30 protein-coding genes and 1 tRNA gene are annotated in these 24,107 nt (G+C 56.0%); 9 read left to right on the top strand and 22 right to left on the bottom strand.

Annotated features, from left to right (window positions below; all coding sequences use genetic code 11):
* Positions 1 to 31 precede the first annotated feature (31 nt).
* The 4 genes from K0V07_RS05155 to K0V07_RS05140 all read right to left on the bottom strand — a co-directional run bounded on the left by K0V07_RS05155 (position 32) and on the right by K0V07_RS05140 (position 4,602).
* Positions 32 to 2,215 (bottom strand): BT4734/BF3469 family protein, encoded by a 2,184-nt coding sequence (locus K0V07_RS05155; protein ID WP_220623469.1) that lies wholly within the window; start codon positions 2,213 to 2,215, stop codon positions 32 to 34.
* A gap of 109 nt (positions 2,216 to 2,324) precedes the next feature.
* Entirely contained in the window at positions 2,325 to 2,558 is a 234-nt protein-coding gene (locus K0V07_RS05150; protein WP_220623468.1) for a hypothetical protein, read from the bottom strand.
* Between the two features lie 29 nt (positions 2,559 to 2,587).
* Positions 2,588 to 3,226, bottom strand: coding sequence for a hypothetical protein (locus K0V07_RS05145; protein WP_220623467.1), 639 nt, complete (start codon positions 3,224 to 3,226; stop codon positions 2,588 to 2,590).
* 59 nt (positions 3,227 to 3,285) lie between these two features.
* Positions 3,286 to 4,602: a tyrosine-type recombinase/integrase gene (locus tag K0V07_RS05140; protein WP_220623466.1), complete on the bottom strand. Its 1,317-nt coding sequence runs from the start codon at positions 4,600 to 4,602 to the stop codon at positions 3,286 to 3,288.
* Between the two features lie 50 nt (positions 4,603 to 4,652).
* Between K0V07_RS05140 and K0V07_RS05135 the strand changes: the two genes are divergently transcribed.
* From K0V07_RS05135 to K0V07_RS05120, 4 genes are all read left to right on the top strand, one after another.
* Positions 4,653 to 4,751: transfer RNA gene (locus K0V07_RS05135), tRNA-Ser, on the top strand.
* Between the two features lie 325 nt (positions 4,752 to 5,076).
* A complete protein-coding gene (locus tag K0V07_RS05130) occupies positions 5,077 to 5,484 on the top strand; it encodes a hypothetical protein (protein ID WP_220623465.1) in 408 nt (135 codons plus the stop codon).
* Between the two features lie 90 nt (positions 5,485 to 5,574).
* Positions 5,575 to 6,609: a deaminase gene (locus K0V07_RS05125; RefSeq protein WP_220623464.1), complete on the top strand. Its 1,035-nt coding sequence runs from the start codon at positions 5,575 to 5,577 to the stop codon at positions 6,607 to 6,609.
* Between the two features lie 41 nt (positions 6,610 to 6,650).
* Positions 6,651 to 6,863 carry a hypothetical protein gene (locus K0V07_RS05120; protein WP_220623463.1) on the top strand — a complete coding sequence of 71 codons (213 nt, stop codon included), beginning with the start codon at positions 6,651 to 6,653 and terminating at the stop codon, positions 6,861 to 6,863.
* A gap of 97 nt (positions 6,864 to 6,960) precedes the next feature.
* Here the strand turns inward: K0V07_RS05120 and K0V07_RS05115 are convergent, their stop codons facing one another.
* The 14 genes from K0V07_RS05115 to K0V07_RS05050 all read right to left on the bottom strand — a co-directional run bounded on the left by K0V07_RS05115 (position 6,961) and on the right by K0V07_RS05050 (position 16,463).
* Positions 6,961 to 7,134, bottom strand: a complete 174-nt coding sequence (locus K0V07_RS05115) for a hypothetical protein (protein ID WP_220623462.1) — start codon at positions 7,132 to 7,134, stop codon at positions 6,961 to 6,963.
* 65 nt (positions 7,135 to 7,199) lie between these two features.
* A complete protein-coding gene (locus K0V07_RS05110; protein ID WP_220623461.1) occupies positions 7,200 to 7,577 on the bottom strand; it encodes an iron-sulfur cluster assembly accessory protein in 378 nt (125 codons plus the stop codon).
* Between the two features lie 150 nt (positions 7,578 to 7,727).
* Positions 7,728 to 8,633 carry a 4-hydroxythreonine-4-phosphate dehydrogenase PdxA gene (gene pdxA / locus K0V07_RS05105; RefSeq protein ID WP_220623460.1) on the bottom strand — a complete coding sequence of 302 codons (906 nt, stop codon included), beginning with the start codon at positions 8,631 to 8,633 and terminating at the stop codon, positions 7,728 to 7,730.
* The gene (locus K0V07_RS05100) at positions 8,626 to 8,946 is read right to left on the bottom strand and encodes a hypothetical protein (RefSeq protein ID WP_220623459.1); all 321 of its coding nucleotides are present in this window, start codon (positions 8,944 to 8,946) and stop codon (positions 8,626 to 8,628) included. Before K0V07_RS05100 ends, pdxA begins: the two co-directional genes overlap by 8 nt.
* 30 nt (positions 8,947 to 8,976) lie before the next feature.
* Entirely contained in the window at positions 8,977 to 9,696 is a 720-nt protein-coding gene (gene lpxA / locus K0V07_RS05095; protein WP_220623458.1) for an acyl-ACP--UDP-N-acetylglucosamine O-acyltransferase, read from the bottom strand.
* Between the two features lie 93 nt (positions 9,697 to 9,789).
* The gene (locus K0V07_RS05090; protein ID WP_220623457.1) at positions 9,790 to 10,401 is read right to left on the bottom strand and encodes a hypothetical protein; all 612 of its coding nucleotides are present in this window, start codon (positions 10,399 to 10,401) and stop codon (positions 9,790 to 9,792) included.
* Between the two features lie 27 nt (positions 10,402 to 10,428).
* On the bottom strand, positions 10,429 to 10,656 hold the full coding sequence (locus K0V07_RS05085; RefSeq protein WP_220623456.1) for a hypothetical protein: 228 nt from the start codon (positions 10,654 to 10,656) through the stop codon (positions 10,429 to 10,431).
* A gap of 68 nt (positions 10,657 to 10,724) precedes the next feature.
* Complete coding sequence (gene dnaA / locus K0V07_RS05080; RefSeq protein WP_220623455.1) at positions 10,725 to 12,146, bottom strand: chromosomal replication initiator protein DnaA; 1,422 nt, start codon at positions 12,144 to 12,146, stop codon at positions 10,725 to 10,727.
* 532 nt (positions 12,147 to 12,678) lie between these two features.
* Positions 12,679 to 13,641 carry an HPr(Ser) kinase/phosphatase gene (hprK, locus tag K0V07_RS05075; RefSeq protein ID WP_220623454.1) on the bottom strand — a complete coding sequence of 321 codons (963 nt, stop codon included), beginning with the start codon at positions 13,639 to 13,641 and terminating at the stop codon, positions 12,679 to 12,681.
* Between the two features lie 6 nt (positions 13,642 to 13,647).
* Positions 13,648 to 14,397: an LPS export ABC transporter ATP-binding protein gene (gene lptB, locus K0V07_RS05070; protein ID WP_220624065.1), complete on the bottom strand. Its 750-nt coding sequence runs from the start codon at positions 14,395 to 14,397 to the stop codon at positions 13,648 to 13,650.
* 26 nt (positions 14,398 to 14,423) lie between these two features.
* Entirely contained in the window at positions 14,424 to 14,969 is a 546-nt protein-coding gene (locus tag K0V07_RS05065) for an LptA/OstA family protein (protein ID WP_220623453.1), read from the bottom strand.
* Between the two features lie 12 nt (positions 14,970 to 14,981).
* Positions 14,982 to 15,446: a hypothetical protein gene (locus K0V07_RS05060; protein WP_220623452.1), complete on the bottom strand. Its 465-nt coding sequence runs from the start codon at positions 15,444 to 15,446 to the stop codon at positions 14,982 to 14,984.
* 133 nt (positions 15,447 to 15,579) lie between these two features.
* Positions 15,580 to 16,191, bottom strand: a complete 612-nt coding sequence (locus tag K0V07_RS05055; protein WP_220623451.1) for a hypothetical protein — start codon at positions 16,189 to 16,191, stop codon at positions 15,580 to 15,582.
* Positions 16,188 to 16,463: a hypothetical protein gene (locus K0V07_RS05050; RefSeq protein ID WP_220623450.1), complete on the bottom strand. Its 276-nt coding sequence runs from the start codon at positions 16,461 to 16,463 to the stop codon at positions 16,188 to 16,190. Before K0V07_RS05050 ends, K0V07_RS05055 begins: the two co-directional genes overlap by 4 nt.
* A gap of 115 nt (positions 16,464 to 16,578) precedes the next feature.
* Here K0V07_RS05050 and K0V07_RS05045 point away from each other — a divergent pair, with 115 nt between their 5' ends.
* A complete protein-coding gene (locus K0V07_RS05045; protein ID WP_220623449.1) occupies positions 16,579 to 16,977 on the top strand; it encodes a thioesterase family protein in 399 nt (132 codons plus the stop codon).
* Between the two features lie 50 nt (positions 16,978 to 17,027).
* Here the strand turns inward: K0V07_RS05045 and K0V07_RS05040 are convergent, their stop codons facing one another.
* Positions 17,028 to 17,567, bottom strand: a complete 540-nt coding sequence (locus K0V07_RS05040; protein ID WP_220623448.1) for a shikimate kinase — start codon at positions 17,565 to 17,567, stop codon at positions 17,028 to 17,030.
* Positions 17,568 to 17,700: 133 nt separating this feature from the next.
* On the opposite strand from K0V07_RS05040, the gene K0V07_RS05035 reads away from it, so the two are divergent.
* From K0V07_RS05035 to K0V07_RS05025, 3 genes are all read left to right on the top strand, one after another.
* Positions 17,701 to 18,144, top strand: coding sequence for a bifunctional nuclease family protein (locus tag K0V07_RS05035; protein WP_220623447.1), 444 nt, complete (start codon positions 17,701 to 17,703; stop codon positions 18,142 to 18,144).
* 191 nt (positions 18,145 to 18,335) lie between these two features.
* On the top strand, positions 18,336 to 18,743 hold the full coding sequence (locus K0V07_RS05030) for a hypothetical protein (RefSeq protein ID WP_220623446.1): 408 nt from the start codon (positions 18,336 to 18,338) through the stop codon (positions 18,741 to 18,743).
* Positions 18,744 to 18,835: 92 nt separating this feature from the next.
* Positions 18,836 to 19,909, top strand: a complete 1,074-nt coding sequence (locus tag K0V07_RS05025; RefSeq protein ID WP_255568158.1) for a tRNA-dihydrouridine synthase family protein — start codon at positions 18,836 to 18,838, stop codon at positions 19,907 to 19,909.
* A 9-nt stretch (positions 19,910 to 19,918) separates the two neighbouring features.
* On the opposite strand, the gene K0V07_RS05020 is transcribed toward K0V07_RS05025, so the two are convergent.
* Both K0V07_RS05020 and K0V07_RS05015 read right to left on the bottom strand, forming a co-directional pair.
* On the bottom strand, positions 19,919 to 20,512 hold the full coding sequence (locus K0V07_RS05020; protein WP_220623444.1) for a hypothetical protein: 594 nt from the start codon (positions 20,510 to 20,512) through the stop codon (positions 19,919 to 19,921).
* A 16-nt stretch (positions 20,513 to 20,528) separates the two neighbouring features.
* On the bottom strand, positions 20,529 to 21,095 hold the full coding sequence (locus K0V07_RS05015) for an iron-sulfur cluster assembly protein (protein ID WP_220623443.1): 567 nt from the start codon (positions 21,093 to 21,095) through the stop codon (positions 20,529 to 20,531).
* 184 nt (positions 21,096 to 21,279) lie between these two features.
* Between K0V07_RS05015 and K0V07_RS05010 the strand changes: the two genes are divergently transcribed.
* Positions 21,280 to 22,539 (top strand): hypothetical protein, encoded by a 1,260-nt coding sequence (locus K0V07_RS05010; RefSeq protein WP_220623442.1) that lies wholly within the window; start codon positions 21,280 to 21,282, stop codon positions 22,537 to 22,539.
* 270 nt (positions 22,540 to 22,809) lie between these two features.
* Here K0V07_RS05010 and K0V07_RS05005 read toward each other — a convergent pair whose 3' ends face one another.
* Positions 22,810 to 24,090, bottom strand: coding sequence for a hypothetical protein (locus tag K0V07_RS05005; RefSeq protein WP_220623441.1), 1,281 nt, complete (start codon positions 24,088 to 24,090; stop codon positions 22,810 to 22,812).
* Between the last annotated feature and the right edge of the window lie 17 nt (positions 24,091 to 24,107).

Raw genomic sequence — 24,107 nt, 5'->3', positions numbered from 1 at the left:
CCTCTGCTCACCAATCCAACCCCTAATACCCCTACCAGATAATTTCACCACCATTGCCCACTATCTGATACCTGTTTCCGTTTGAGCGGCTAGATTTTATGGTTGTTACATATTCAGGCCGAATCTTCGTAAGATAGCTCAGCATTTTGCCAATCTGCCTTGTATTCATCCAACTAGGCAGCCCCCTGTAGCGGAGCACTTCGTGCACCTCAGCAGCGGTAACTTCGATCTTTAAATTTGTTTCCGAGTGCCCACCGTCGAATTCATCCTCAACGTCAAAATGGCCTTTACGCATTCCGTCGATGATCAAATTCAGCAACTCAAATTCTTGCGACATATCCTCAATCATGCGCTTTACACCTTCGTCGTGGTATGCTGCTAAATCGAAGCGATTCTCCTCATCTCGCAGGTGCGCTGGCGGGTTTCCCCACGATAGCAAATCATGTATAAGTGCAGGCGCTTCCCGCCTGACCGCAGACCAAAGTTTCTCCTTCTCTTTCGCAGTAGCCGCAGGCATAGGCATCTCGAACCGCTTGGTACCTAGGATACTAATTTTATTCATCGACGATTCATCTAGGTGCGGCATGACGGCCAACGATTCCGGCACAGGATTACATGAGATCGTGAGACGCCAAAACGGAGTTACATCAATGGCATCTTTGCCCTTAGGGTGGATGCGGTGCCTCCTGTTAACGGCTATCTCTTTGACCCGTTCCTTTATCCTATCTCGGGTCGATTTATTGTTATCAGAAAACTCGTCTTCAATGACCAAGTGTGCAGCTTCCGCCCAATCGCCGTTAAACGGAGTCGAGCCCGAGACAGCCTGCATCACACGTGCTTCCGTACCGCCAAACAGCAGAGTAAGGATGGACTGAGTAAGGCTTTTCGCGGAAGCCGTCGGCCCCACCAAGGCTAAAACCTGCGCAGGCTGCCAATTGCCGCCGTACAACGACTGCAAGGATAAGGCCAGCCACCATATAAAATACTCATACTGCGTTTCGCCTAACATGCCTACAAAAATGGCCTTGATGGTTTCCCACTCGCCTTGGTGGGGCTCAATGAGGTTCGGTCCACGCGGAACTAACAGCTTTTTGCCGTTCATTTCGTTCAGCCCCTTCGGCATTCCCGCAACATTTAAGACGCAGTCTAATGAAAACCTGAAACGGGCACTGCGTGCGACACTAGCAGCCTGCTCGCCATCGAGACCATAGCGTTTTAGCTGATCGGTCAGGTGCGATTGCGTGTAAGTACGAAACTTACTGTCGGCATCCATCAGCCAATATCGGTTTGATGAATTTTCGTAGTAAACTTCGGGACTCCAACCGTTCCGATAAGCTTCCTCAAACAAGCAACTAGCCTTTACCAAGGGTAATTCGCAGATTTTAAATCCATACTCACCCGGTCTTTCCTCCGGAGACCAAGCCTTCAATAGTTCCACTGCATTTTCGGTACCAGCAGCATCCCGTACCGCATTTGCCAACCTGATCCACAGATCATAGTCAGGGCGATCCGGTATTGCGCCAAGTGCGCACTTTATTTCATCCAGAGGAAAGAGGTTGTATTCGCGAAATGATTCTTTTGAGCCCCCAACAACCAAGTCTCGCTGATCCTTTTCCTCACAAAACTCCAGTGGGAGCTCCCTGCAGTCCTTATTGATATATAATTCGGGATCATAGGACACATACATCCGATAATTTATGCCACAAGGCCCCTCATCAATTTCGAGACCGTGTACTGCACTCAGGTGGCGAACCACTGCCTGTTTCGCCATTAAAGGGTCGGAGTCTTGCGGGACACGAATTAGCCCCTTTACGCCTCTTCCTGATGGTGAAACAAAACAAGAGTATATATGTGGATCCGACATCAATTGGCTTTTCACTTCCTGAACATCAGGAACGTCATCAATGTCAACTTGAAGCAGGCCTGAGAACGGATCAGGCACCATGTCTTTTAATCCGTTCTCAAAAACCCCAGTAGGCATGAGGGATGGCAATTCCATCTTAGCCTTCCTTTTTTTAACCTTACCTTCTGCCTTGCGAACCTTCTGTACAACCTCCTTGTAGATGCCATTTTTTATACCCATCAACGCATCCCAAATGGGCGTATTCTCGAGCGGCACCCTTGAGGGTCCACTACTTAATGGCGGATAGATACTAACCATCCGATCGCCTATTTTTTCATTTACCCCACTGATAATTTGACTATGGTCATTCATGCTGATATCTTGTGTTAATTATACAATACATGTCCCCCAGCCAGATTGGTCCGGGGGACTGTTTGTTGCTGGTCGCCAACAATGGGAACAACGAGCGCTCTTGCGTAGATTAGTTGCGCGCAGTTGACCCAGTTCCACCGGCAATGCGGTAACGCTCCAGCACTCGTTGGACGTCCTTGACGTCGTAGCGCACAGCGCGACGTGAGAAGCGATAACGCGGAAGGTCAAGCCGCTCGACAAAATCCGGGCTCACGCCAAGGCGCGCACAAAGGGCGTCCTTGGTAACGAGTTCGGGAAGTTGTTCGATGGGCTCTCGCTTCATGCGGCCAACCCTAGACCACATAACTAAAAACGAAAGAAATCCAAAAGGTCTTATAGGTGAGACCTTTTGCGCATGCCCGAATCTCCGGACATCATTAGCGTAGCCCACCTCCGCTGCCAGCGCTGAACAGTTTTAGCGCCAAGCCTAAACCCATCGGGCATGTTACTGCATATCATTTCAGGCGTCAGCCTAACCCCTCTTCGGGCCTCCTGTACAGTAAGGTGGATACGGCATGCATGCAGTGCTTCGAATACCTTTTCCCTTAACTCATCAGAAAGATTTTTCATCTCACTCTCCCTCAAACTGCCTGGATCAGGCCGCCGTTTAGTAGGGGTCGCCAGAAGGTACATTGGCCAGCACATCTGCATCGCACGCACAAACCAATAGCGGTCATCGGGGACGATGGTAGCAAATTTATTATTAGACACGCGCATTCGCTCTTCCTCTGCACAAATATGCCCCGTCAGATAAGCCATACGTATGACCTCATCAGAATGCAACTGATCCTGCCTACGAATACATGCGCCTAATCGAAAGTATAGCTCAAGGAGTAACAGTTCACGTTTGTTGAGTTCTTTTTCCTTCTTTGAGCGCGTTATTTCACTTTTTAGCTCTCCTGTAGAATCGAACTCCAAATATGGCATGAACTTTGGGTAGTCTAGGTCGTAGCGTAAGATGAGTTTATGCACGCACTCATATAGCGATTCAAGAGTGGAGACGTCTCCGCAATCATCCTCACAGTTTATGCTCATATAGCATCCACCGCTTTAAGAGTTAGACTATCGGGGGTCAGGCTCCAGTAGGCGGTCGCGTGATCGCGGTAGACGGGCTTGGAGTAGTGCTTGTATAAAGTACCTTGACCAACGTGGCCCATTTGGGCTGCGACCTTCGCGGCGTCCTGTAGCTCGCCCATGAGATAACTGGCGAAAGAGTGGCGCAGCACGTTTTGCTTCCACTCCATGCCCTTGTCGCGCAGGTGTTGTCGAAACGCTGCTAGCCGATTCGGAAAGTTCGGCTTGATGCACGGGCCGGACTCAAAGGCGAAGAAAACCTCCAGCCATGCACGCAACGTAGGACGGATCGTAACATGGCGGTTACTCGGCGTGTTCTTGGTCGTGATATCCGACAGGTCGATAATGTCGTGCGCGAGGTGGATATGCTCCCAGTGCAAGCGCTCGAACTCGCTTTGCCGTAGCCCACCAAAGGCACAAATCACAATGTTAGCAAGGATATCCATTTTCTCGGGCACCTTGGTCGGGTAATTGCCAGTGCGCTTACCTTCCTTACTCTTCGTTTGGTCAGGGCTCCAGTCGAAAAGTATTTGAATAACTCGCGCCAGCTCAGTTGGCGTCCAGATTGCCAGCGACTGTGCTTCGCGTACACGAGGTGGCCTGCCACGCACGGGAATAGAGGCACAGTGGTCGTTATCAACACACCACGCAAAGAAGTTATGCAGCGCAGCGCGATAGTGTCGGCGACTCTGCACGGACAAATCCACCTCCAACACTTCACGCTCGGTTGCGCCTTTCGGCTTAATGCTGGCCTTTAAGGTTCCCAACCAGTCCGCAACTTCGGTGGGACTGATGGCGGCAGGGTGGTGCTGGCCAAAATCCTCAGCGAAGCGCCCCAGCCTCCCGGCGACGTCATTGAGGTGTCGGGGGCCCACTCCTCGATCATCTCTAAGGTGACGCAGGAAGGCTTGCACGAGGTTGGTTACCTTTTCCCCGCTAGAAGTCCGCTGAACGTACGCACGGTAGTGTTTTGCAGCTTCGACAAGGGAAAGTCCTCCGAGCACTTCCTGAGCGTCCAGCGCCTCGCGCTTTAACTCCTCCGAAAGAGCATTGGCCATTTCCACACCGAGGTTCCGAAATTCGGCCACCTTTTCATTGTGGAAGCGCTGGGCCTCTTTCTTCAGCTTAAATTTCCGAACTTTCCACGCGCCTTCCTGCTTGTACTTCACCCGCCACTTTAGATCAGGGCGGGCTTTTTCATTGTACGATTGGAGTACGGGTTCTCCCGGTGCACCTGTTGCCCGTTTCCGTGGACGCCTGCGGTAGTCTTCCATGTTAACGGCACTTAAGCCGCCATAGGAGGGAAAAGTAAAGTCAAAATAGAGCCCCAATAGAGCCCCAGTTTCTTAAGTCATTGAAAATAGGCTACAATTCGAGGCTTCCTAAACCGTTAATCCGAGTTCGAGTCTCGGTGGGGGCACCATTTTTAAATCGTTGTCAAACAACGACTAGAGCCACAAATCCAGTTGCGACTCAAAAAGGCAAAAAAGGGCCTTAAAGACCCCAATTTGGGAAAAAACGGGGAAATAGCCTTCGACGTGACATAAAGTAGATTTTGCAAGGCTCTAGCACGCATAGCGCAGGCGCTTAAATGCTGTGCTAAATTGAGGCATGACATGCACCCTTTTTGCCAACATCAAGAAGTAGCCGCATCGCAGTGGAACAATTAAATTATATTGATATTTCATTGTAAAACTAAAGAGATGTCACATAATTTAATGTACCTCAAACACCAAAACATTGGAATAATGGCAGACACAGCAAGGCAAACGAAATCGCAAGTCGAGACAGGAAGCACATCGGCAACAAACTCTCTCGAGTTCGTCGAATCGACTATTACGAATGAGATCGTGTTAGGCCTTTGTGGACCAATTGGAGCCCCAATCAAAGACGTATCTGAAGCTATTAAAATCGAAATGGAATCGAGGGGATATCAGGTCAAGACATACAAAGTAAGTAATGTAATTGAAATACTCTCCGACACTCTTGACCCCGCCCCTCAACATAATCCAGAATTTAAAAGCGGCTCCATCTCTGCGAGAAAAAGCAAGCTTATAAACACTGGAAATGCCCTTAGAGAAAAACACAATAAAGAATTTCTCGCCGAACATATTATAAGCAATATATACGAACATCGAAAGAAAATCGGAGAATAGCAACCAAAGAGAGTTTGCTATATAATTGACTCTCTAAAAAACAAATATGAGCGTCATATTTTTAAAAAAGTATATACGAAGCTTTTTTATATGATCGGGGTATATTCTGATCGAGAAAGTCGTATAAAAGCGCTTACCAGCAGAGGAGATACGCGTTCAAATGCCGAATCATTAATTGATCGTGATTTCCGTGACATCGACGACCATGGACAAGACGTACGGGGGTTATTCCCGCTTTCAGACTTTTTTATCGATGTAAGCACAAACACCAACTCAAACCTACGCATCAAGAGGTTTTTTGATGCCATATTTGGCACAAAGACAATTACGCCCGACATATCGGAGAGGGCAATGTTTTCTGCTTGGTCGGCAGGACTAAACAGCGCTTGCCTATCTCGGCAAGTGGGAGCTTCAATTGTAGATAACAATGGAATAATTATAGGAACAGGATGGAATGACGTTCCTAAGTATGGCGGTGGGATATATTGTTCGGAAAACAATAATGGAGACAAACGTTGTTATAAATATAGAACCTCCGAAACAAAGGATTGCAGGAACGACAATGAAAAAGACGTCATATCCGAGCAAATGGTGTCTGAGCTTGTTGACATTGGAATCATTGACAAGAAGCATGAAAGAGACGCCTACGATTACCTTAGAAACAAATCAAGATTGTCCGATCTAATCGAGTTCTCCAGAGCGATACACGCGGAAATGAATGCAATTTTCAATGCACTTGGTAGTGCTTCATCACGCGTTAAAGGTGCAAGCATCTACGTCACAACATACCCCTGCCATAACTGTGCTAGGCATATAATATTATCAGGGATCGAGAGAATATACTTCATAGAACCATATCCAAAATCCAAAGCAACCAAGCTCCATGACGACAGTTTGACTGAAAGGAACGAAGCAAATAAGGTAAAATTGATCCCTTTCGAGGGAATCGCCCCGACGAGATTCTCTGAAATATTTTCCACGCAAGGTCGTGTCTTAAAATCAGATGGTAACGCAACCCCATCCGACACCACCACAGCTCGACTTCCTCAGGGAATCTCTCTAGCTGCTTTATTTGAGCTTGAGAGAGAGGTGGCAAAGGTCTACGATTCCAAAATTCAAAAGTAATGGAGCGTATAGCGTCGAGAATTGCAACGCATTAGCTACCAATGGATAACAAAAAAAATATGGGTCCGGTTCAGATGGATTTGCAGCTTTTTGCTCCCCCGAGAGAGCAAGAGCACTTGCGTGCACAGCGTCAACACAGTGACGAGCAAGAAAAAGTATTAAACTTTTTTAGCGAACAAAGAAAGATTCTCTTAGAGCAAGAAAGAGAACGTATGCGCAGGCTACTTGCTGACGAGGATCTCGAGGAAATGTAAACGACAGAAACTGATGATACTGCCATTCGTAAGCCAATGACGGTGTACTCAGTATTTTTAGTACGTGAAAGCGAGTGTTAAGGCGCTATGGATGTCATTAAGAGTAGGGCCCGATCCCAAAATACAGCTTCGCTGCATGCCCGGTGGTCGTTTCGTGATAGTTGCTAAAAATGATGTCGGGTGAGTTTCCGGCCTCGCGGGCAACCTTGTTTTCGTCGTGGATGGTGGCCAGCCGATAGGAGATAAACGAATGGCGCGGCAAGTCGTTCACCCACGGACAGGGCTTAGGGCGCGGGCCTCGGTGAATCCCGACGCAATGCCTCCAACAAAAATCCGCTAGACCGAAAAGCTTTCGCCGCAGGAGCAGCTGGAGGAGGCGTTGGGGTTGGAGAACTTGAAGCCGCCGCCGACCATCTTGTCCGAATAGTCGAGGGTCGTGCCCTTGAGGTAGAGGGCGCTTTTGGAGTCCACCACGACCTGGGCCCCTGCCGACTGCACGAGGATGTCGCCCTTTTTCGGGGCCGGGACAAACTTGAGCTTGTAGGACAGGCCGTTGCAGCCGCCGCCCGTGATCGCCATGCGCAGGTACTCGCCCTTGTTCTCGCGTGCGATGAGGCTGGCAAGTTTTTCGCCGGCAGGCTCGGTGAGACGAACAAGGCGCTCGTCGCCCACGCGCACGCCCGCAGGTAATTCAGTGGAGAGAGAAGATGTCATGGGTAAGGGTTAAACAAAAGCCATCTTGGCCAAAAACGCAAGGGCGGACGGGAGACCCGGCCCATGGCGGCTAGCGGGCAGCCGCACGGGGCTGGCACTCGAGTCCATCCATCCGGGCAGAAAACGCAGATAAAAACTCCGCAAGCCCTTCTACATCAGCACCTCAGCCAGCTCAATCGCACGCAGAAAACTGCCGACATCCGCCCTCCCCTGACCAGCGATCCCGAAGGCCGTCCCGTGGTCAGGACTGGTGCGCACGAAGGGCAGACCGAGCGTGATATTGACCGCACGATCGAAGTCCACGGCCTTGAGCGGTGCGAGACCCTGGTCGTGGTACATGGCGATGATCACATCAAACTCGCCCTGCAGCTGGCGGTGGAAAAGCGTGTCGCCGGGCTCGCACTTCGAGAGGCCGGGATAGGTTTCGCGTAAAACGTCGAGCATCGGGTCGAGCTGGCCCTGCTCCTCGTAGCCGATCAGGCCGCCCTCCCCTGCGTGTGGGTTAAGGCCGCAGACGCCTATGCGCGACTCGCTGGCCCCGAGCTTGCGGGCGAGGTGGGCGGCGTTTTTCACGGCACGCTCCATCGACTCGCGGGTGAGGTGGTTCATCACCTCCATCAGTGGCACGTGCCAGGTAGCAAGGACGACGGTGAGCTTACCGCCCGCAAATGCCATGGTCGGCTCGCCGTACCAGCGCTCGGCGAAAAACTCCGTCTGTCCCGGCCAGGTCCACCCGGCCTTGGTCATCCAGGCCTTGCTGACCGGGCCGGTCACCACGGCTCGGTAGCGGCCCTGGCGACAACCGTAGGCAGCCTCATCGAGCGCCTCCAGCGCGACCGCCGCGCCATCAACCGTGGGCTCGCCCGGGGTGGCGCGAAAACCTGCCTCGCCGACTTCCTTGGCCTGCGCATAGTCGAGCGTGGACAGCCACGAGGCCGGGCCGACCGGGCAGACTTTTTCCCGCAGGTCGGGACGCTCTTTTAAAATTTTAGCGACAATCTCCGGCCCGACTCCAGCCGGGTCCCCGCAGGTGATAGCGATGGGTTTGTCAGTCATCAGATTTCACATTCTCCGAAGTTCCAATTGTATCAAATCCCTCAAGCATTTCGTGGAAGCGAGTCTGACTTCCAACGTCTACCATGTGCTCATTCAAGTAACGCAACTTCAGCGTCATCTCTGCTTCTTTGCCTTCTTCATGAAGATCATTAATGCGGTAAATCATACGACTGACTTCCCTCGTATAGGTATTGTGATAGTTCGCTTGGCCAAAACGATCTCCCACATGAAACCCAAGCTGAAACAATGCGTAGCCAGCAAACAAGGATAAACAAAACAACACCCAAAAGGCAATTTTCCAGCGATTCTTCATTTTAGCGACGTATCCAAATCTAAATACACACTACCGTCTCGCGTGGATAAAGCCGCGGCCGCGGGCGGCGAAGAAGTCGATAAAGGTTTTACCGGTTTCGGTGGTGGGGGTGACGGTGGCGGCCTTGTCGGCGGCGGAGCCCTTGACGGTGCTCATGTAGATGGCGCGGTAGCAGTTCTTGAGGTCTGTGATCTCCTCGGCGGTGTGGCCGCGGCGGCGCAGGCCGACGAGGTTGAGCCCACCCACGGTGTTCTTACCGTCCACGATGACAAAGGGCGGCACATCGAGCCCGACGCGCGAGCCGCCGGAGATCATACAGCCCTCACCCACCCGCACGTGCTGGTGGATGACGGCGTTACCGCTGATGAAGGCGTTCTTGCCCACATGGACGTGCCCGCCGAGCAGTGCGCCGTTGGCCATGATGACGCTGTCGCCCAGCGTGCAGTCGTGGCCGACGTGGGAGTTGACCATGAGCAGGCAATTCGCGCCGATCTCGGTAAAGCCGCCCTCGGTGGTCGCGCGGTGGATGGTGACACCCTCGCGCAGGACGGTGCCCGCGCCGATGCGCACACCGCTCTTCGTCGCGGGGTCGAACTTCAAATCCTGCGGCAGGCCGCCGACGACAGCGAAGTGGTCCACGGTGACACGATCGCCAAGCACGGAGCCGGTCTTCACCACCGCAAAGGGGGCCAGGTTACAGTCAGCGCCGAGGGTGACGCCGGGTTCGATTAAACAGGGTTGGGCGTTCAAGAGTTAGATAGCTAAATGTTTAAAAATTAAAACCAAGACGGAGCAAACGATGGAGTGTATCCATTTTCAGATACATGTGAGCTGACCGAGCGTTCATCGTTTACTACCGAAGAGTTCGAGCTGCGGCTCCTTGACCATGTCGTAGTTCTTCAGGATACGCAGGATCTGAAGCAGGTCGGACTTCTGGTAGTTGTGGTTCACCTCGAGCTTTTGGACGATGTCCTGCAGGATCGAGCGAAAAGAGATAATGGCGTCGATCCCGGCGCTCTCGAGCAGCTCGATGCTCTGGGATTTGTGCGGCTCGTGGGTGGGCAGGCCGGGCATGACGAGGATCTTCATAAACGAGCCCATGTCCTCGACCTCCCTCTCGTCCACGTGGAAGAGCTCCTCGGCCTTTTTCAACACGTCCTTCTCCAGAAACTTGAAGATGTCGGAGCTGCCGCGCAGGGTGCCGGGCGTGAAGCGCTGGCTGTGCCAGCCCTTGACGATGACGACCGCCCGCTGGACCAGCTCCAGCTCGTTCGAGAAGAGCATAAAGCCGGGCTTGGCCGAGCCCTTGCGCCAGGCGGGGTTGTAGACCATCAGGTCGATCTCCTCCTCGCTGCGCTTGGCGCGCGACTGCACCGCGTACTTGCGTAGCTGACGAACGAGGAACCCGTTCATCTCGAAGTACTCGCGTACGATCGTTTCGTCAACGCCGGCCATAGTTAAAGGGCATTTGCCAAGCCTCAGTCAGACAAAAACTTGCACGCTTGGCAACCGGTTAATCGCAGGACAGAGTCCTGCACCTGTGACCCTTCGGATCACCTTGGCATTTTCAGGAGAAAATGCCACGACCCAGTTTCGCTGATCAACTGACGTACAAACATCATTGCTGGCAAACCAGTTTTGAGGCTCTGCTCGGCGATTACCGAAACCAGCATGGCTGGTTTCGGTAATCGCCGACACGATGCGCAGCATCCAAAGTGCGGGCTTCGCCTGCCGCGGGTGCGGGGTGCGTAGCCCCGCCTCCAAAGGGCGATGTCCCGCTAGAAGCGGTGGGAGGCGAGCTGCTTTTGCAGGTAATCGACAGCACGGGCGACGGAGTCGTCCTGCTCCATGATGTTCTCAACCGTCTTGCAGGCATGGATCACGGTGCCGTGGTCACGGCCGCCAAAGGCGTCCCCGATCTCCTGGAGGGAGTGGCTGGTGAGCATGCGGGAGAGATACATGGCGATCTGGCGCGGGAAGGCGATGTTTGCCGGACGGCGCTTGCTGACCATATCGCTCAGGCGCAGCTTGTAGTAGTCGGCGACCTTCTGCTGGATCTTTTCGATCGTCACCTTGTTCTGGGCCTCCTCCTGCAGGATGTCATGCAGCAGACGCTCAACGGTCGGGATGTCGATCGCGCCCTTCATGAGGGCAGCAAAGCCGGCCACGCGGGTGAGTGCACCCTCCATGCGCCGGACGTTACGCGAGACGCGTTCGGCCAGGAACTGGAGAATGTGCTCGGGCAGGTCGAGATTCATGGAGCGGGCCTTCTTACTGAGAATGGCCACGCGGGTCTCGAAGTCCGGCGGCTGGATGTCGGCCACCAAGCCCCACTGGAAGCGGGAAATGAGGCGGTTTTCCAGCTTGGCGATCTCACTGGCGGGGCGGTCGCTGGAGAGGAAAATCTGCTTCTGGCGCTCGAAGAGCTCGTTAAAGGTGTGGAAGAACTCCTCCTGAATGCGCTCCTTACCGGAGAGGAAGTGGATGTCGTCGATCAGGAGCATGTCCACCTGGCGGTAGCGCTGGCGGAACTTCGTCACGGTGTTGGTCTGAATCGCCTCGATGAACTCGTTGGTAAAGCTCTCGGTGGAAATGTAGGCGATTTCGGCCTCGGGGTTTGTACGCAGGGCATGCTGGGCGACTGCGTGCATGAGGTGGGTCTTCCCCAGACCGGTATCTCCGTAGAGGAAAAGCGGGTTGTAGGCGCGGGCGGGAGCATTGGCCACAGCCATGCAGGCGGCGTGGGCAAGCTGGTTACCGGCTCCGACGACGAAGTTGTCGAAGGTGTTGCGCGGATTCAGGATAATGCGGGAGGAGAAACCGCCCTTTTTACCCACACGGGGGCGGGGCTCAGAGACGCGGGGGGCGCGGGCCGCCTCGGTCGGGCCAAGCGCGCGACCGGGCAGCGAGCCATCCTCGGCAGTCGCAGACTCTTCGGCCTCATTTTCGTGCACCCGATAGCGGATGCCCATGGCCTGGCCAGTGTTTTCGCGCAGGCGCTTGGTGATGATGTCCTGGTAGTTATCCTGGATCCAGAAAGCCGAAAAATCGTTCGGCACTTCCAAGGTTACAAAATCGTCGCTTTCATCGACGCAGTGTACCGGTTCAAACCAGGTACGGTAGACGTCATGAGGGAAAATACTCTGCAAATCGCCTTTTATGGTCTCCCATAAAGTCGTTTGGTGGCTTTGCTGACTCATTTAAAGTTACGGGTTTTAAAGGATTTATTCACAAGCAGTTCCGAAATGCACACAAACAGCTATAGCATAGGAGTCTGTATCAATCGAGAAAGCCCCCTGCACGGGCAGTGGGCTGAGTAGGGGTCAAGGAGTCAAGCGGAACGGCAGCGAGATAGAATCCATAAGTAGTTTAAAATTAGTTAATTAGGGAGTTACCCAGACGGGTCGGAGAGGAAGCAGGGAAAGCGGTGAGATTTAGCATTTCCGAGCGGGTCCAACCCGTGGCTTTGTATGGATCGAAGTAAATTTTCCAGGGGCCCAATTGGCAAGTTCTACTTTTCCACAAGTTACTAACACCGGTTCGAGCCTCCATTTTGTCACCTTTTAGTTGCATAAATAACCCGTCAGAAGGTGGTCATGCAAAGTATAGGATTTGAACAAGTTAGCGTTTACTGTGCCGGATCAGGCTATCCCGCGCAAGCGGAACAAAAACGTAACAAACGCTCTTTTGGTATGGGAAAAATATTTTCCCCAGCCTCACCCGGGGGGCTTATTATGCCCCGGTTGACATGGCGGCAATGAGCCGCTCGTTGAATTCCGTGGCGGAGTCGTGCCCCATCGAGCGCAGAGCCTGAACAAGGGCCCCCACCTCGACCAATCGGGCCATATCGCGACCAGGACGCACCGGGATCTGGATGTGCGGGACCTTCATCCCGAGGATCTCGTAATAGGCTTTTTCCAGGCCCGTGCGCTCTTCCTCGATGCCGGGCTGCCATTCGGTAAAGGTAATGACCAGGTCGATACGCTTCTCCAGACGTACGCAGCGAATGCCAAAGAGGTCGCTGACACTGATGATGCCGATCCCGCGGCACTCCATGTAGCCGCGATTAAGCTCCGCGCTGGTTCCCAAGATTTCGTGATCCCCGACCTTTTTGATGTAGGTCACGTCGTCAGCGACCAGACTGTGACCACGCTCAATCAGAGCCAGGGCGCATTCGCTCTTACCCACGCCGCTTTTACCGCGAATGAGCGTACCGATACCCTTGATGTCGAGCAGCGTGCCGTAAATCGAGCTACGGGGCGCGAACTTGTCCTCCAGCAGGATCGTCGTCTCAGCGATAAAGTCCTTCGACTTCATCGGGGTGCGGAACATCGGGGTGCGCGACTCCTCAGCTGCGGTATACATGGCCTTGATCGGCACCAGATTACGGGAAACAACAATACAGGGGATATGACGCGCGATAATCTCCCGCATGATGCGCAGCTGCTCAGCCTCGGGCAGGTCGCGCAGATAGGCCATCTCACCTGCACCAAAGAGCTGGAGCCGGCGGTTGGCAAAGTGCTTGAAGTAGCCGGTCAGCGCGAGCGCGGGCCGGTTAATGCTCTTCTCGCGGATAAAGCGTTTCATCCCCTCCTCGCCCGTCACCAGCTCCAGTTCGAGCTGCTCGGAAAAGGACTCGTAAAAGTCGCGGACAGAGATGCTCTCAACGATTTTGGCGTTCGGGGGAGGTGGCATGGCGGATCAGAGGTTGAAGTTGGCGCCGAGATAGAACTCCCGGCTCTTGGGGTCGTTCACGAGGAAATCGCTGGTGCCCTCGCAGAGGACTTCGCCCTGGTGGATGAGGTAGGCACGGTCCACGATACTGAGGGTTTCGCGCACATTGTGGTCCGTGATGAGCACACCGATGTTTTTGCTCTTCAGGCCGCGAATGATGTCCTGCACCTCGGCAACACTGATTGGGTCCACCCCGCTAAAGGGCTCGTCCAGCAGCATAAAGCGCGGGCGGGCAACCAGCGCACGGGTGATCTCCAGGCGGCGGCGTTCGCCCCCGGAGAGGGTGTAGGCCTTTTGCTTTTCGAGCTGGTCGAGACCGAGCTCCTCCAGATGCGCCATGACGAAGTCGCGCCGCTCACGGCGGGGGACCGGTAGCGTCTCCACCACTGCGAGGATGTTCTGGTAGACGGTCAGCTTGCGAAAGACAGAGGGCTCCTGCGGCAGGTAGCCGATGCCCATCCGGGCCCGGCGAAACATGGGCTTGGCGGTGATATCGTGGTCATCGAGAAAGACCTGGCCACCGGTGGCCTCGACGAGGCCCACCACCATGTAGAAGGTCGTGGTCTTACCGGCACCATTGGGGCCGAGCAGGCCGACGATTTCACCCGCATCGACACGAACATCCACGCCCTTGACCACGGTGCGCTTACCGTAGGTCTTTACGAGCCCCTTGGTCTGGATGGAGCCATGGGCGGCCTCCCCCTCAAGAGCGGGCATGACGACAGTTTCTTCAGCGGTAGCCATTACTTGCTGCCCTCCTTGTAGCCCATATCGCCGATACTGGGCAGGGTGACGGTCGGGCGCTTGCCGGGCTCGTTCTTGGCACCGCCAAAGACGCGGGCCTTTTTCTCGTTCTTATAAAGCTCGATGCGCTCGCCCTTCACCGTGCCTTCGGAGTCGTAGACGACGGGGTCCTCGGTCAGGACGACTTTACCCTCACGCGGAAATATCTCGGCGCGGCCAGACTCGGCCCGGCGGCCGCTCTGCTCGATCACCACATGGCCGACGAGCGTGATGCTGGTGATAGTCCCCAGCTCACCGACGGCAGCCTGCTCAGTCACGCGGCTGGCGATGACCGTCATCTCGTCGCAGGTGGCCTTCAGATTGGTGCCGGTCACGACGACATTGTCCTGGAAGAAGAAGTGGTTCTGCTCATCCTTGCCCACCATCTCGAGCTTGTCGCTCGTCACGACTGTGTCTTCGCCCACGCCTTGGGCAGCTAACGGCGATGCGGCCAGAGGCAGCAGGCCCAAAAGAAACAGGCAGGTACGGGATAAAAGGTGCTTCATGGTCTGTGAAAATTACTCGATGATGGAGCCGAGCGACTCGCGGAAGGTCACGCGGGCGTCGCGGTTAATGGTGATTCTGTGCTCCTTGTTGTGCCAGGCCCAGTCCTCACCGATAATGGAGTAGGCATCATAGCGGTCGTGGATGGTGATCAGCCCCGTACCCCAGGCAATACCCTCCTTGGGGTAGATGATAGCCATCGGGCTCTGGATCGTCGTCTGGGCATTGATAGGATCGTCACTGCTGAAGGTCTTGAGCACCATAGCGGTCACCTCGATCTCCTCGGGGCTCTTGACTCGGGCCTCATCCCCGGCCAGCAGCCAACTGCGATAGCCGGTCTCCTCATCGAAACCGGGCAACCGGAACTTCATGATCGGAGCGTCCGGCATCATCTTGTCGTCCTGGGCCCAGGCAGATGCAACCGCCAGCGCACACAGAGCGCACAGGGTTAGGGTGAGCGAAGACAGTCGGATTCTCATGGCTTGGACAAATGGCAGGTTGCGAGAAAAGCGCCCCCAAAGCAACCGCGAAGCGTACAGGTTCTTGCGGGAAAACAAAGACAAACGCTATCCAGCGAGGTTCCTTCTGAATCGGCAGGCGAAATAGCCCCCCTCAATCCTTCTGCTGGTCTTCCTTAAAGGGCTCAGCCTCACCATAGATAACCGGCTGCACGCCTGCCACAAGTTGATCCAGAGCCTGCAAGCCCTCCACGGCCTGCGCATAGTCATCCAGCGAACTGCCCCCGAGCCCAACGATGACACCTGCGCCGTCCGGGGTTTTCGCCAGCAGATGGCAGCCCAGGGGTTGTGCGGCCTGGGCCAGCTCGGAGGGGGTCGCATCAGCGGTGAGTGTGACCTCCACCCGGTCGGGAGCCATCACGACCACACGATCCACCAGGTCCACTCCACTCTCCTCGTGGGTGTACTCCTCGATCCGCAGCACCTGCTCGGGGTCCATCCCCCGCAGGATAAGGATACGCATCCAGGCCTTGCCGGGCAGCGGCTTACGATGCTGCTCGGCGATGAATTTCGAGTCCATGGCAACCCGGCGCTCGCGGTAGGCCTCCAGCACGCCGGGCACAGCCTCACGCTGGACAGCCTCAGCCGTAGGAGGTGCGGTAAGCTCCTTGCGCTCCCCCTGGCGTTTATTCAGCACGACAAACAGAATAACGAGCCCGACGGTAAACCCGACGGCAAAAATCTTTAGGCGATGCGCAAAGCTCATAAAAATCGTCCCTCCCGATGGGCCTTGATCCAGCACAGGACAATGCTCAGGCCCCCGGCCCAGATGCCGAAGTACTCTGCCCCGTTAAGAAAGCCCTTGCTCAGGCGGTAGCTCAGCTCGTGCTCGGGATTACCGAGGAAACCCGCGACCAGATAGACCATGCCGCCCAGTAACCCGCCTGAAAGGATAAAGGAAAAGGTAAAAATCGCCCACCAGCCCAGCCAGTGCAGAACCCCACGCAGCAGGGTCATACCACGGCCAGAGCCGGGCATGTCTGACGACGGGAGATTTTCCGCGCTTGCCCCGGAGGTGAGAGTTGGGCTTGTTTTTTTATCGGACAAGCCCAACCGCCTAAACCACCTTTACACCGATAGCAAGACCAGCGCTATGATTCAGACTAAAACCGCCATCCGCGTACGCTACGCCGAGACCGACAAGATGGGCCTCGTTTACCACGGCAACTACCTGACCTGGTTCGAGGTCGCCCGTGTGGAGATGCTCGACACCATCGGCTACTCCTACAAGCAGCTTGAGGAGGAAGGCTTTCTGCTGCCCGTGCTGGAGGTCAACGTCCGCTACCGCCGCCCGGCCTTTTTCGACGATAAGCTGATCGTCCGCGTCACCGTAAAGGAAAAGCCCATCGTCAAAATCCAGTGCGACTACGAAGTCCTCCGCCACGACGAACTGCTGGCCACTGGCTGGTCCCGCCATGGGTTTATCAACCCGCAAGGCGAACCCGTCCGCCCGCCCAAGCCCCTCATGGAGCTGATGGGCTCACATTTTTAAAGCGAAGCGGGGCGTAACCGCAGAAAAGACTCCAGCACGATCACCCAGGGCTAGGCCCTGGCCTCGCGACGGTAGAAGCGCTCCAGGTGGCTGACGACATCGCTCATCGGACGCTCATCGGTGTAGATACTCATCCCGGCGCGCAGGTAGGCCGGTTCACGCTCAGCGAGCAGCTCGCGGATGCGGCCCTCCGGGTCGGGGACGTTGAGCAGCGGGCGGTTGGAGTTCGAGCTGGTGCGCTTGAGGATCGTCGCAGGCGAGGCAAACAGGCTGACCACGATCCCGCGTTCGCGCAGGGCCTCGGCCATACCCGGCTGTGTAACCAGCCCCCCGCCGCAGGCCACGATACAGCCGCAGGCCGGGTGGCCGGACTCGACGAAGGCCTTTTCCAGCGCCCGAAAGTGGGCCTCCCCTTCCTCGGCAAAGATCTGCGGGATAGGCTTACCGGCCTGCTCCTCGATCACGTGATCCGAGTCGATGAACTTTAAGCGCAGACGCCGCGCGAGCGCCCGGCCGACCGTGGTCTTGCCGGTACCCATAAAGCCCACCAGATACAGGTTTGGGCGCGGAGTCTTCGCTGGGCGGCTCATCTGCCACCATTCAATGCCTGCTGCCTGATCCGACGAACAAAAAATACGCCCCTCGTAAAAAACGGCCTGCGCGCCGCCGACGATTCCCTAAAAGCACTTGCGAGGATAGGGTTTATCTGCGACATTGGCACTTATGAGCACCGATGTGGTGGAAGTAACAATCAAGGGCGTCATGCCGACCTCCAACGGCTGCGCGATATTCCTCGGCTGCCCGGAAAAAACCTTTGTCATTTACGTCGACCAAAGCATCGGCAACGCCATCTCCATGACGATCAACAACGTCAAAAAGGAGCGTCCGCTCACCCACGACCTCATGACGAGTATCTTCACCGGGCTGGGGGTGACCCTGCGCCGCGTCATCATCAATGACGTGGACGACGGCACCTTTTTCGCACGGCTCATCCTGTCGATGGAGAACGAGCTGGGTAAAAAGGTACTGGAAGTCGATGCCCGCCCCAGCGACTCGATGGTGCTCGCCCTCCAGGCCAAGCAGCCGATCTTCGCCGCCCGCAAGGTGCTCGACGCTGTCGAGGACATGACCGAGATCCTCGAGCGCATCCTCAAGCAGCAGAACTGAGGAGCAGCCTCCTGTAACGTCGTCTCGCGGCCCAGCGGGAGCAACCCAGGCTTACTGCGTGACATTGTCCTCAAGGCGTATCATGGTGTGCCCAAGCCGCTATGACTAACCGCCCTCCTCCACCTTTATACGGCTCTGCCTCTACTTCGGCTAACCACGCAGACCGCAGCCACCTCGATACGCTGGCTACCGTGCATATCGTCGCCGGGATCTTATTCATCCTGATCTCCTGCCTGCCACTGCTGTTTATCCTTTCCGGCTCAGCCCTGCTGGCAGGCGGTGTAGCCATTGCCGTGGACGAAGCGGCACGCAATATGCCTCCCGGGAGCGGCGATCCTGCTATACTCGCTATTCTTCCGACTATCTTTGGTGGATTTTTTGCGACACTTATAGTTGTGGGCCTGTTATTCAACGTGGCCATCGGCGTCGGGATCATCATATCCGGGCGCTTTCTAAGGCAACATCGCCACTACATATTCAGTTTTGTCGTAGCCTGCCTGCTTTGCACCTCCGTTCCACTTGGTACTATTCTCGGAATTTTCACCATCGTCGTGCTCTCCCGCGACTCGGTCAAACGCCTCTACGGGCAGACGTTCTAAGCCAAAGCAGACATACCCGCAAAAGCGCAACTTAGCGTTGCAGGCGGGGGCGAATGGGGGTTTCTTGGGCGGTTTACTCAACAAGACCACCCGTGCAACCGCTACCCGAAACGCTCATCCCCGGCCAGCCGCCCAGCGCGCTGGCCCCGATGCAGGATGTCACCACCCTGCCCTTTATGCGCGTGGTCTCGGAGCTGGGCGCACCGGACTATTTCTTTACCGAATACTTCCGGGTCTATGAGCACTCGCGGCTCATCCCGTACATCCTCTCCTCCATAACCGAGAATCCCTCGGGGCGACCGGTTTTCGCGCAGTTGATCGGCGAGCATCTGGAGTCGATGGCCCGCACGGCCCGCGAGCTGCAGGCCTACCCCATCGCGGGCGTGGACCTCAACCTCGGCTGCCCGGCCCCCAAGGTGTACAAAAAGAACGTCGGCGGCGGGCTGCTGCGCGACCCTGACCATGTCAACCGCCTGCTGGGCACACTTCGCGAGGCCTGCCCCGGACGCTTTACCGTCAAAATGCGGATCGGCTTCGACTCGACCGAGCACTACGAGGAGTTGCTTGGACTGATCAACAAGCATGGCATCGACCTGCTCAGCGTACACGGACGCACCGTGAAGGAAATGTACCGGGGGGAGGTCCACTACGACTTCATCCAGCAGGCTGTGCAGGCCGTTAAATGCCCGGTACTGGCCAACGGCAACATCACCTCCGTCCCGAAGGCCCGGGCCGTCCTCGCAGCGACTGGCGCCGCCGGGATTATGATGGGGCGCTCGGCCATCCGTAACCCGTGGCTGTTCCGCCAGTGGCGCGAAGCCGCTGCCGGACAAAAATATTTCCGCCCGACTCTGGGCGATGTGCGCACCTACATCGACAAGCTCTGGGCCGCGACCCTGCGCCCCGGCAGCCCCACAAAGCGCCACATCGCCTATATGAAGAAGTTCCTCAACTTCGTGGGGCAGAGCGTGGACCCCGAGAGCCGCTTCCTCAAGGCCATGCGCCGCGCCCAGACCCCCGATGAGCTGTTTACCGTCTGTGATGAGCACCTCGTCAATGACGGGGCCGCCGAGCGCCCCTACGCGGAGGAGCCCTACGCGGGCGTGATCGCCCGCCCCAACCACGAGGCCGCCCCCCCCGAACCGGAGCAAGGCTGCTCCCTGTAGCCAAAGGACTCAGGCACGCGTTAGCGGCGGTGGTCCGGCTTTTTTTGAGATACGTGCTCGAAGGATAAAGAAAACAGCGACAAAGACACCGGCAGCCCCGACAAGACCTCCCAGCAGTACAAAAACGGCTGTGAAGATCTTCATCAGCGTGTCCATGAAATCGTCAGGCCCGACCTGCAGGATAAAACTTTTCGAGGCTCCGCTGACGCTGAGCACATAGTCGCCCGGGTGTGGCGGCGTAAACCTGGCGATGACCCTGGCTGACATGCTACCGCTATTTTTCGTCATGCTTCCATCTGGATTTGTGACTTCTACATCCTCTCGCCCATCGACCGACCAGACCTTCAGGGTTGTTCCCTCGGGCAGTCTGTCCGTGGTGTACTGTCGTCCCTCGTAGAGGATGCTTTCATAGAGCCAGATAACCTGAGGCTCTGCCGTTGGGCAGTTAAAGGTATACTCCCCGGGAAAGACGGAAACGCCTTCCAGACTCGTCAGCTCATCGACGAAATCCTTCACCTGCACGACAGAGAAGGTAATCGTACACACCAAGATCGCCAGCGCCGGAATCAGCGCAACAATAAGCGGGAGGCCCAGCTTTTTCATGGCGTGGATAGCAGAATCAGACGAGGCCGAGCTTCTTCTTACCCTCGTCGGAGATCATGCGCGGGTTCCAGGGTGGATCCCAGACGATCTGGACGTTGGCAAAGTCGACTCCCGGCAGGGCCTCGATCCGCTCCTTGGCGTCAGCAGCAATGGTCGGCCCCATACCGCAGCCCTGCGCGGTGAGGGTCATCTGGACATCGACCTCGTGCTTACCGCCATCGGCCGGTCGGGTCTCCAGGCTGTAGATAAGGCCCAGATCCACGATATTGACGGGGATCTCGGGGTCGTAGCAGGACTTGAGCACATACCAGACCTGCTCTTCGCTGAAAGGTCCATCCATGTCCGGGCGGGCACTTTCCTGGGCCTGAAACTCCTGCTCAAGCGCTGCGGCAGCCTCGGCTCCCAGTGCTTCCCAATTCTCGCGGTCGATGCGGAAAAGGCCTTGCGGGGTTGTCACCGTGACGCTGCCCCCGAGGGCCTGGTTCACGGAAACGGGGCTTTCTTTGGCCAGCGTGATCACGTCCCCGGCGGGAATAAGCGTGGCGGGACAGTCCCGCTCGAGGTATATGGTCTCATCAAGCATACCCTTTAATTGTTAATCGTTCGCAAAAAGTCAACCGACACCCCCGGTTCGTTTGCAATCACCCCTGCAAAGTGATATCGAGTCCTTTCACCGGCACAAGGCCATGTTCGACCTTGCCGATTACGCCATCTCGCCTTATTTAATCCTTTTTTGTAACGCCAACTAGCTGTCCAAGCGTAACGCTATGCCCCGACTCCCCCTCCTGTTGCTGCTAGCAATCCTCACCCTCAGTTTTGAAACTGCTGCCTTTGGTAACGATACCGGCCTGACCGACGAGCAGGTCGTCAGCAAGCTCGGGACTTCTGATGTCCTGGCCTGGGAACGTGCCATGGACCTCAAGAAGCAGGGACTTTCGCTCATCGATAGCGGTACCCGGCTGACCCAACGCAAAGCAACGGCCCTGCGCGATGCTGAAGACATCAAACGCGACGTTGAATCCGGTAAGCGCATGATCGAAGACGGTAAGGCGAAGGTCGCCGAGGCAGACACAATACTGGATAGCCTGCGCGAAAAGGCCTCTCAAGGTCCGGCCCCTGTCGAAGCAACGCACCTCACCCAGGAGTTTGAGCCCGTAGAGTTTTCCAAGGACTCGCTCGGCGAAACTGTGCAGGGGCTCGTCGCCCAACTCTGGGAGCAAGGCTACAAGCGTATCCAGCTGCTCGGCGCATGGTCGAGCCAGGAAGACGGCCTCAAGGAGCTGCCGCCTCTGCGCACCCTGATTGAAGAGCAGATCCGCACCAAGGACGGCAACCGTTTCAGCTTCGTCTCGACGCCGACCCGCGACTTCAGCTACCTCCAAATCGACGGCGGCCCGGCGATTCAGTTCCCGAACAGGGAGCAAATGCTCAAGGCCTTCCCCACCGCCCTGATCTACGTGCAGGTGCTGCCTTCTGCCGACCAGCTTGAGTGCTGGATGCTCCTGCGCACGGTTGATGCGTCCACCCTGAAGCTCATTGACACTCAGCTATTTCTATTCACGACGAACAGTGATCTGGAAACGCTGTTGGCTCAGGATACGACAGACAAGACCGAAGCAATCAAGGCCCGCCCCTCAGAGCCGCTCACCATCACCGTCAGTGATGAAACCGGCTTTATCACTCGCCTGCAGTCAAGTGGAGCCTCCTACAGCTTTGGCATACGCTATCAAGGGGATGCAAACAGCTACCGTGCCCGCCAGTGCAGACTGTTGATGAAGCACCTATGCGCCAGCAACGGCATCCAGATGAGCGACTACGACTTTTTTGCCGAGGCACTTGGCGGCGAAGACACGGAAACCGAGAGCAGCTACAACGCTCTGTGGCAGATCGAGCCGAAGGAGCCCGGTCTTCCCCCGCTGCAGACCTACAGCCTCGAGGCCGTCAGCCTGCGCGGGGATGAGGAGCGCAGCCTGCCCGTCGGCACGCTGGAGATAGCTACTGCCAGCGCGGAATCGACCAAGAAGTAGTCCCCCGTCTCCCTAAAAGAGGCTCTTCGCCGGGCACTCGCTATCAATCCCGCTCCGGCCTGAAGACCGGATAAGGCCACCATGAAATAACGGGGTACTAGGCCAGCCGTACAGGACCACACGGCGGCCTGCAGGATCTGCGTATCCCCTCTCGCCCCTTCTCCTGACGCTGGCCGCGAAAGACGCGAAAGAGCCGATGCGGGGCATAAAAAAAGACGCCACTTGCATGGCGTCTTAGGTAAAAACTGCGATTTACAAAGCAGATGAGGACTAACTACTGCGTCCGGTGACGTTTTTCAGGGCCTGCATCCCCTTGAGGATACTGAACTTGCCGCGGTTGGACTTGGCCAGGTCTTCAAACGCCTTCACGCTGCTGTTCTTACTTTCGTTTTCATCAGAGCCGAGGAACAGCACCACATTGATGGGCGGCGGGCGCTCATCCCGTCCACGGTAGAGCTGGCGTTGGACATTGGAGATAAACTTGTCCACTTCATCGACATCAAAGGAGGGAGCAGGTTTTCTTCGGACCTTTGGGAAAAGCTCGGCTACGATGGAGCCAATCCAGGTCACGACACGCTCCGGCTTGCTGGCCTTGCGGCGCTTTTCGTTTTCGGCCTTCAGCCACGCTTCAGCCTTTTTCACGCTATCGTCCCAGGCTTTTTGCTGCTCTTCGCCCCAATCAACACTCCGGTACCAGCGCTCAAGCTCTTCGCCCTGGAGTCCACGACCATGGAACTGCCAGGCCGCAACGATGATATTGATCGTGTCACTGCCCTGCTCCATCGCGACCTGCAGGGCCTTGACCCAGTTGCTGGCCTTGTCGGTCATCGGCTGGATATCCTTATTCTCGATGCTGAGGTTGGTGCTCAGCTTACCGACACTGCCGATGTCTTTGTTGATGGGCTTGATCCACTCCTTGAACAATTCCTTGTTCTGGCGGGTGGCCGGAAGCAGTTTAGTCGAGTAGGCCTGCAGCTTACCCCCGTCATAGAACATGACATTGAAAAGCGTACCCGAGGAAAGCTTGTCCACCATATTGGAGATTTCCTCCTTGATGATGTTGTAGGCCGGGAGACCGCCCTTCTTGTCCTCCAGCATGTACTTGGAGGCGTCGACGATAAAGGTCACGCGCTCACCCGTGGACTTAATCCCGAAGAAGTCGACCGCCGACTTACTGAAGTCGATCCCGCCACCGCCGAAGTCATCGTCCAGACGACCGGCACCATAGTTACCGCCGACGGCGACCGTCGTATTCACGGTGGGCATATCAACGCTGAGGTCCGGCAGATTAACCGAAGAGGCGTTCGTGACGCTGATCTTCTGCACCGGACGCGAGCTGCGCTTCTGCTGCTGCTGGATACGCACCTGCTGCTGGAGCTTGTTGGGCTCGATTCTCTCCGGTGGGGGCGGAGCCTCCATGTCCGGGTCTTCAGGGACGAGAGCGGTGTAAATCGTGTAACCGCCCAGGCCGATGATGGCAACCAGATGCACAATCAGGCTGATCGCGATCACCTCGATCAGGGGCAGGTTAACCTTGCGTTTCTTGCTCATGGGGAGGGCTGGGGGTG

This window comes from Ruficoccus sp. ZRK36 (assembly GCF_019603315.1).
Lineage (GTDB): Bacteria > Verrucomicrobiota > Verrucomicrobiia > Opitutales > Cerasicoccaceae > Ruficoccus.
This window is presented reverse-complemented; position numbering and strand designations above follow the sequence as displayed.

Excerpts from the sequence above, each read along its gene's own strand:
- K0V07_RS05155 (WP_220623469.1), bottom strand. The coding sequence starts at position 2,215 with ATGAATGACCATAGTCAAATTATCAGTGGGGTAAATGAAAAAATAGGC.
- K0V07_RS05150 (WP_220623468.1), bottom strand. The coding sequence starts at position 2,558 with ATGTGGTCTAGGGTTGGCCGCATGAAGCGAGAGCCCATCGAACAACTT.
- K0V07_RS05140 (WP_220623466.1), bottom strand. The coding sequence starts at position 4,602 with ATGGAAGACTACCGCAGGCGTCCACGGAAACGGGCAACAGGTGCACCG.
- K0V07_RS05130 (WP_220623465.1), top strand. The coding sequence starts at position 5,077 with ATGGCAGACACAGCAAGGCAAACGAAATCGCAAGTCGAGACAGGAAGC.
- K0V07_RS05125 (WP_220623464.1), top strand. The coding sequence starts at position 5,575 with ATGATCGGGGTATATTCTGATCGAGAAAGTCGTATAAAAGCGCTTACC.
- K0V07_RS05120 (WP_220623463.1), top strand. The coding sequence starts at position 6,651 with ATGGATAACAAAAAAAATATGGGTCCGGTTCAGATGGATTTGCAGCTT.
- K0V07_RS05110 (WP_220623461.1), bottom strand. The coding sequence starts at position 7,577 with ATGACATCTTCTCTCTCCACTGAATTACCTGCGGGCGTGCGCGTGGGC.
- pdxA (WP_220623460.1), bottom strand. The coding sequence starts at position 8,633 with ATGACTGACAAACCCATCGCTATCACCTGCGGGGACCCGGCTGGAGTC.
- K0V07_RS05100 (WP_220623459.1), bottom strand. The coding sequence starts at position 8,946 with ATGAAGAATCGCTGGAAAATTGCCTTTTGGGTGTTGTTTTGTTTATCC.
- K0V07_RS05090 (WP_220623457.1), bottom strand. The coding sequence starts at position 10,401 with ATGGCCGGCGTTGACGAAACGATCGTACGCGAGTACTTCGAGATGAAC.
- K0V07_RS05085 (WP_220623456.1), bottom strand. The coding sequence starts at position 10,656 with ATGCTGCGCATCGTGTCGGCGATTACCGAAACCAGCCATGCTGGTTTC.
- dnaA (WP_220623455.1), bottom strand. The coding sequence starts at position 12,146 with ATGAGTCAGCAAAGCCACCAAACGACTTTATGGGAGACCATAAAAGGC.
- hprK (WP_220623454.1), bottom strand. The coding sequence starts at position 13,641 with ATGCCACCTCCCCCGAACGCCAAAATCGTTGAGAGCATCTCTGTCCGC.
- lptB (WP_220624065.1), bottom strand. The coding sequence starts at position 14,397 with ATGCCCGCTCTTGAGGGGGAGGCCGCCCATGGCTCCATCCAGACCAAG.
- K0V07_RS05065 (WP_220623453.1), bottom strand. The coding sequence starts at position 14,969 with ATGAAGCACCTTTTATCCCGTACCTGCCTGTTTCTTTTGGGCCTGCTG.
- K0V07_RS05060 (WP_220623452.1), bottom strand. The coding sequence starts at position 15,446 with ATGAGAATCCGACTGTCTTCGCTCACCCTAACCCTGTGCGCTCTGTGT.
- K0V07_RS05055 (WP_220623451.1), bottom strand. The coding sequence starts at position 16,191 with ATGAGCTTTGCGCATCGCCTAAAGATTTTTGCCGTCGGGTTTACCGTC.
- K0V07_RS05050 (WP_220623450.1), bottom strand. The coding sequence starts at position 16,463 with ATGCCCGGCTCTGGCCGTGGTATGACCCTGCTGCGTGGGGTTCTGCAC.
- K0V07_RS05045 (WP_220623449.1), top strand. The coding sequence starts at position 16,579 with ATGATTCAGACTAAAACCGCCATCCGCGTACGCTACGCCGAGACCGAC.
- K0V07_RS05040 (WP_220623448.1), bottom strand. The coding sequence starts at position 17,567 with ATGAGCCGCCCAGCGAAGACTCCGCGCCCAAACCTGTATCTGGTGGGC.
- K0V07_RS05035 (WP_220623447.1), top strand. The coding sequence starts at position 17,701 with ATGAGCACCGATGTGGTGGAAGTAACAATCAAGGGCGTCATGCCGACC.
- K0V07_RS05020 (WP_220623444.1), bottom strand. The coding sequence starts at position 20,512 with ATGAAAAAGCTGGGCCTCCCGCTTATTGTTGCGCTGATTCCGGCGCTG.
- K0V07_RS05015 (WP_220623443.1), bottom strand. The coding sequence starts at position 21,095 with ATGCTTGATGAGACCATATACCTCGAGCGGGACTGTCCCGCCACGCTT.
- K0V07_RS05010 (WP_220623442.1), top strand. The coding sequence starts at position 21,280 with ATGCCCCGACTCCCCCTCCTGTTGCTGCTAGCAATCCTCACCCTCAGT.
- K0V07_RS05005 (WP_220623441.1), bottom strand. The coding sequence starts at position 24,090 with ATGAGCAAGAAACGCAAGGTTAACCTGCCCCTGATCGAGGTGATCGCG.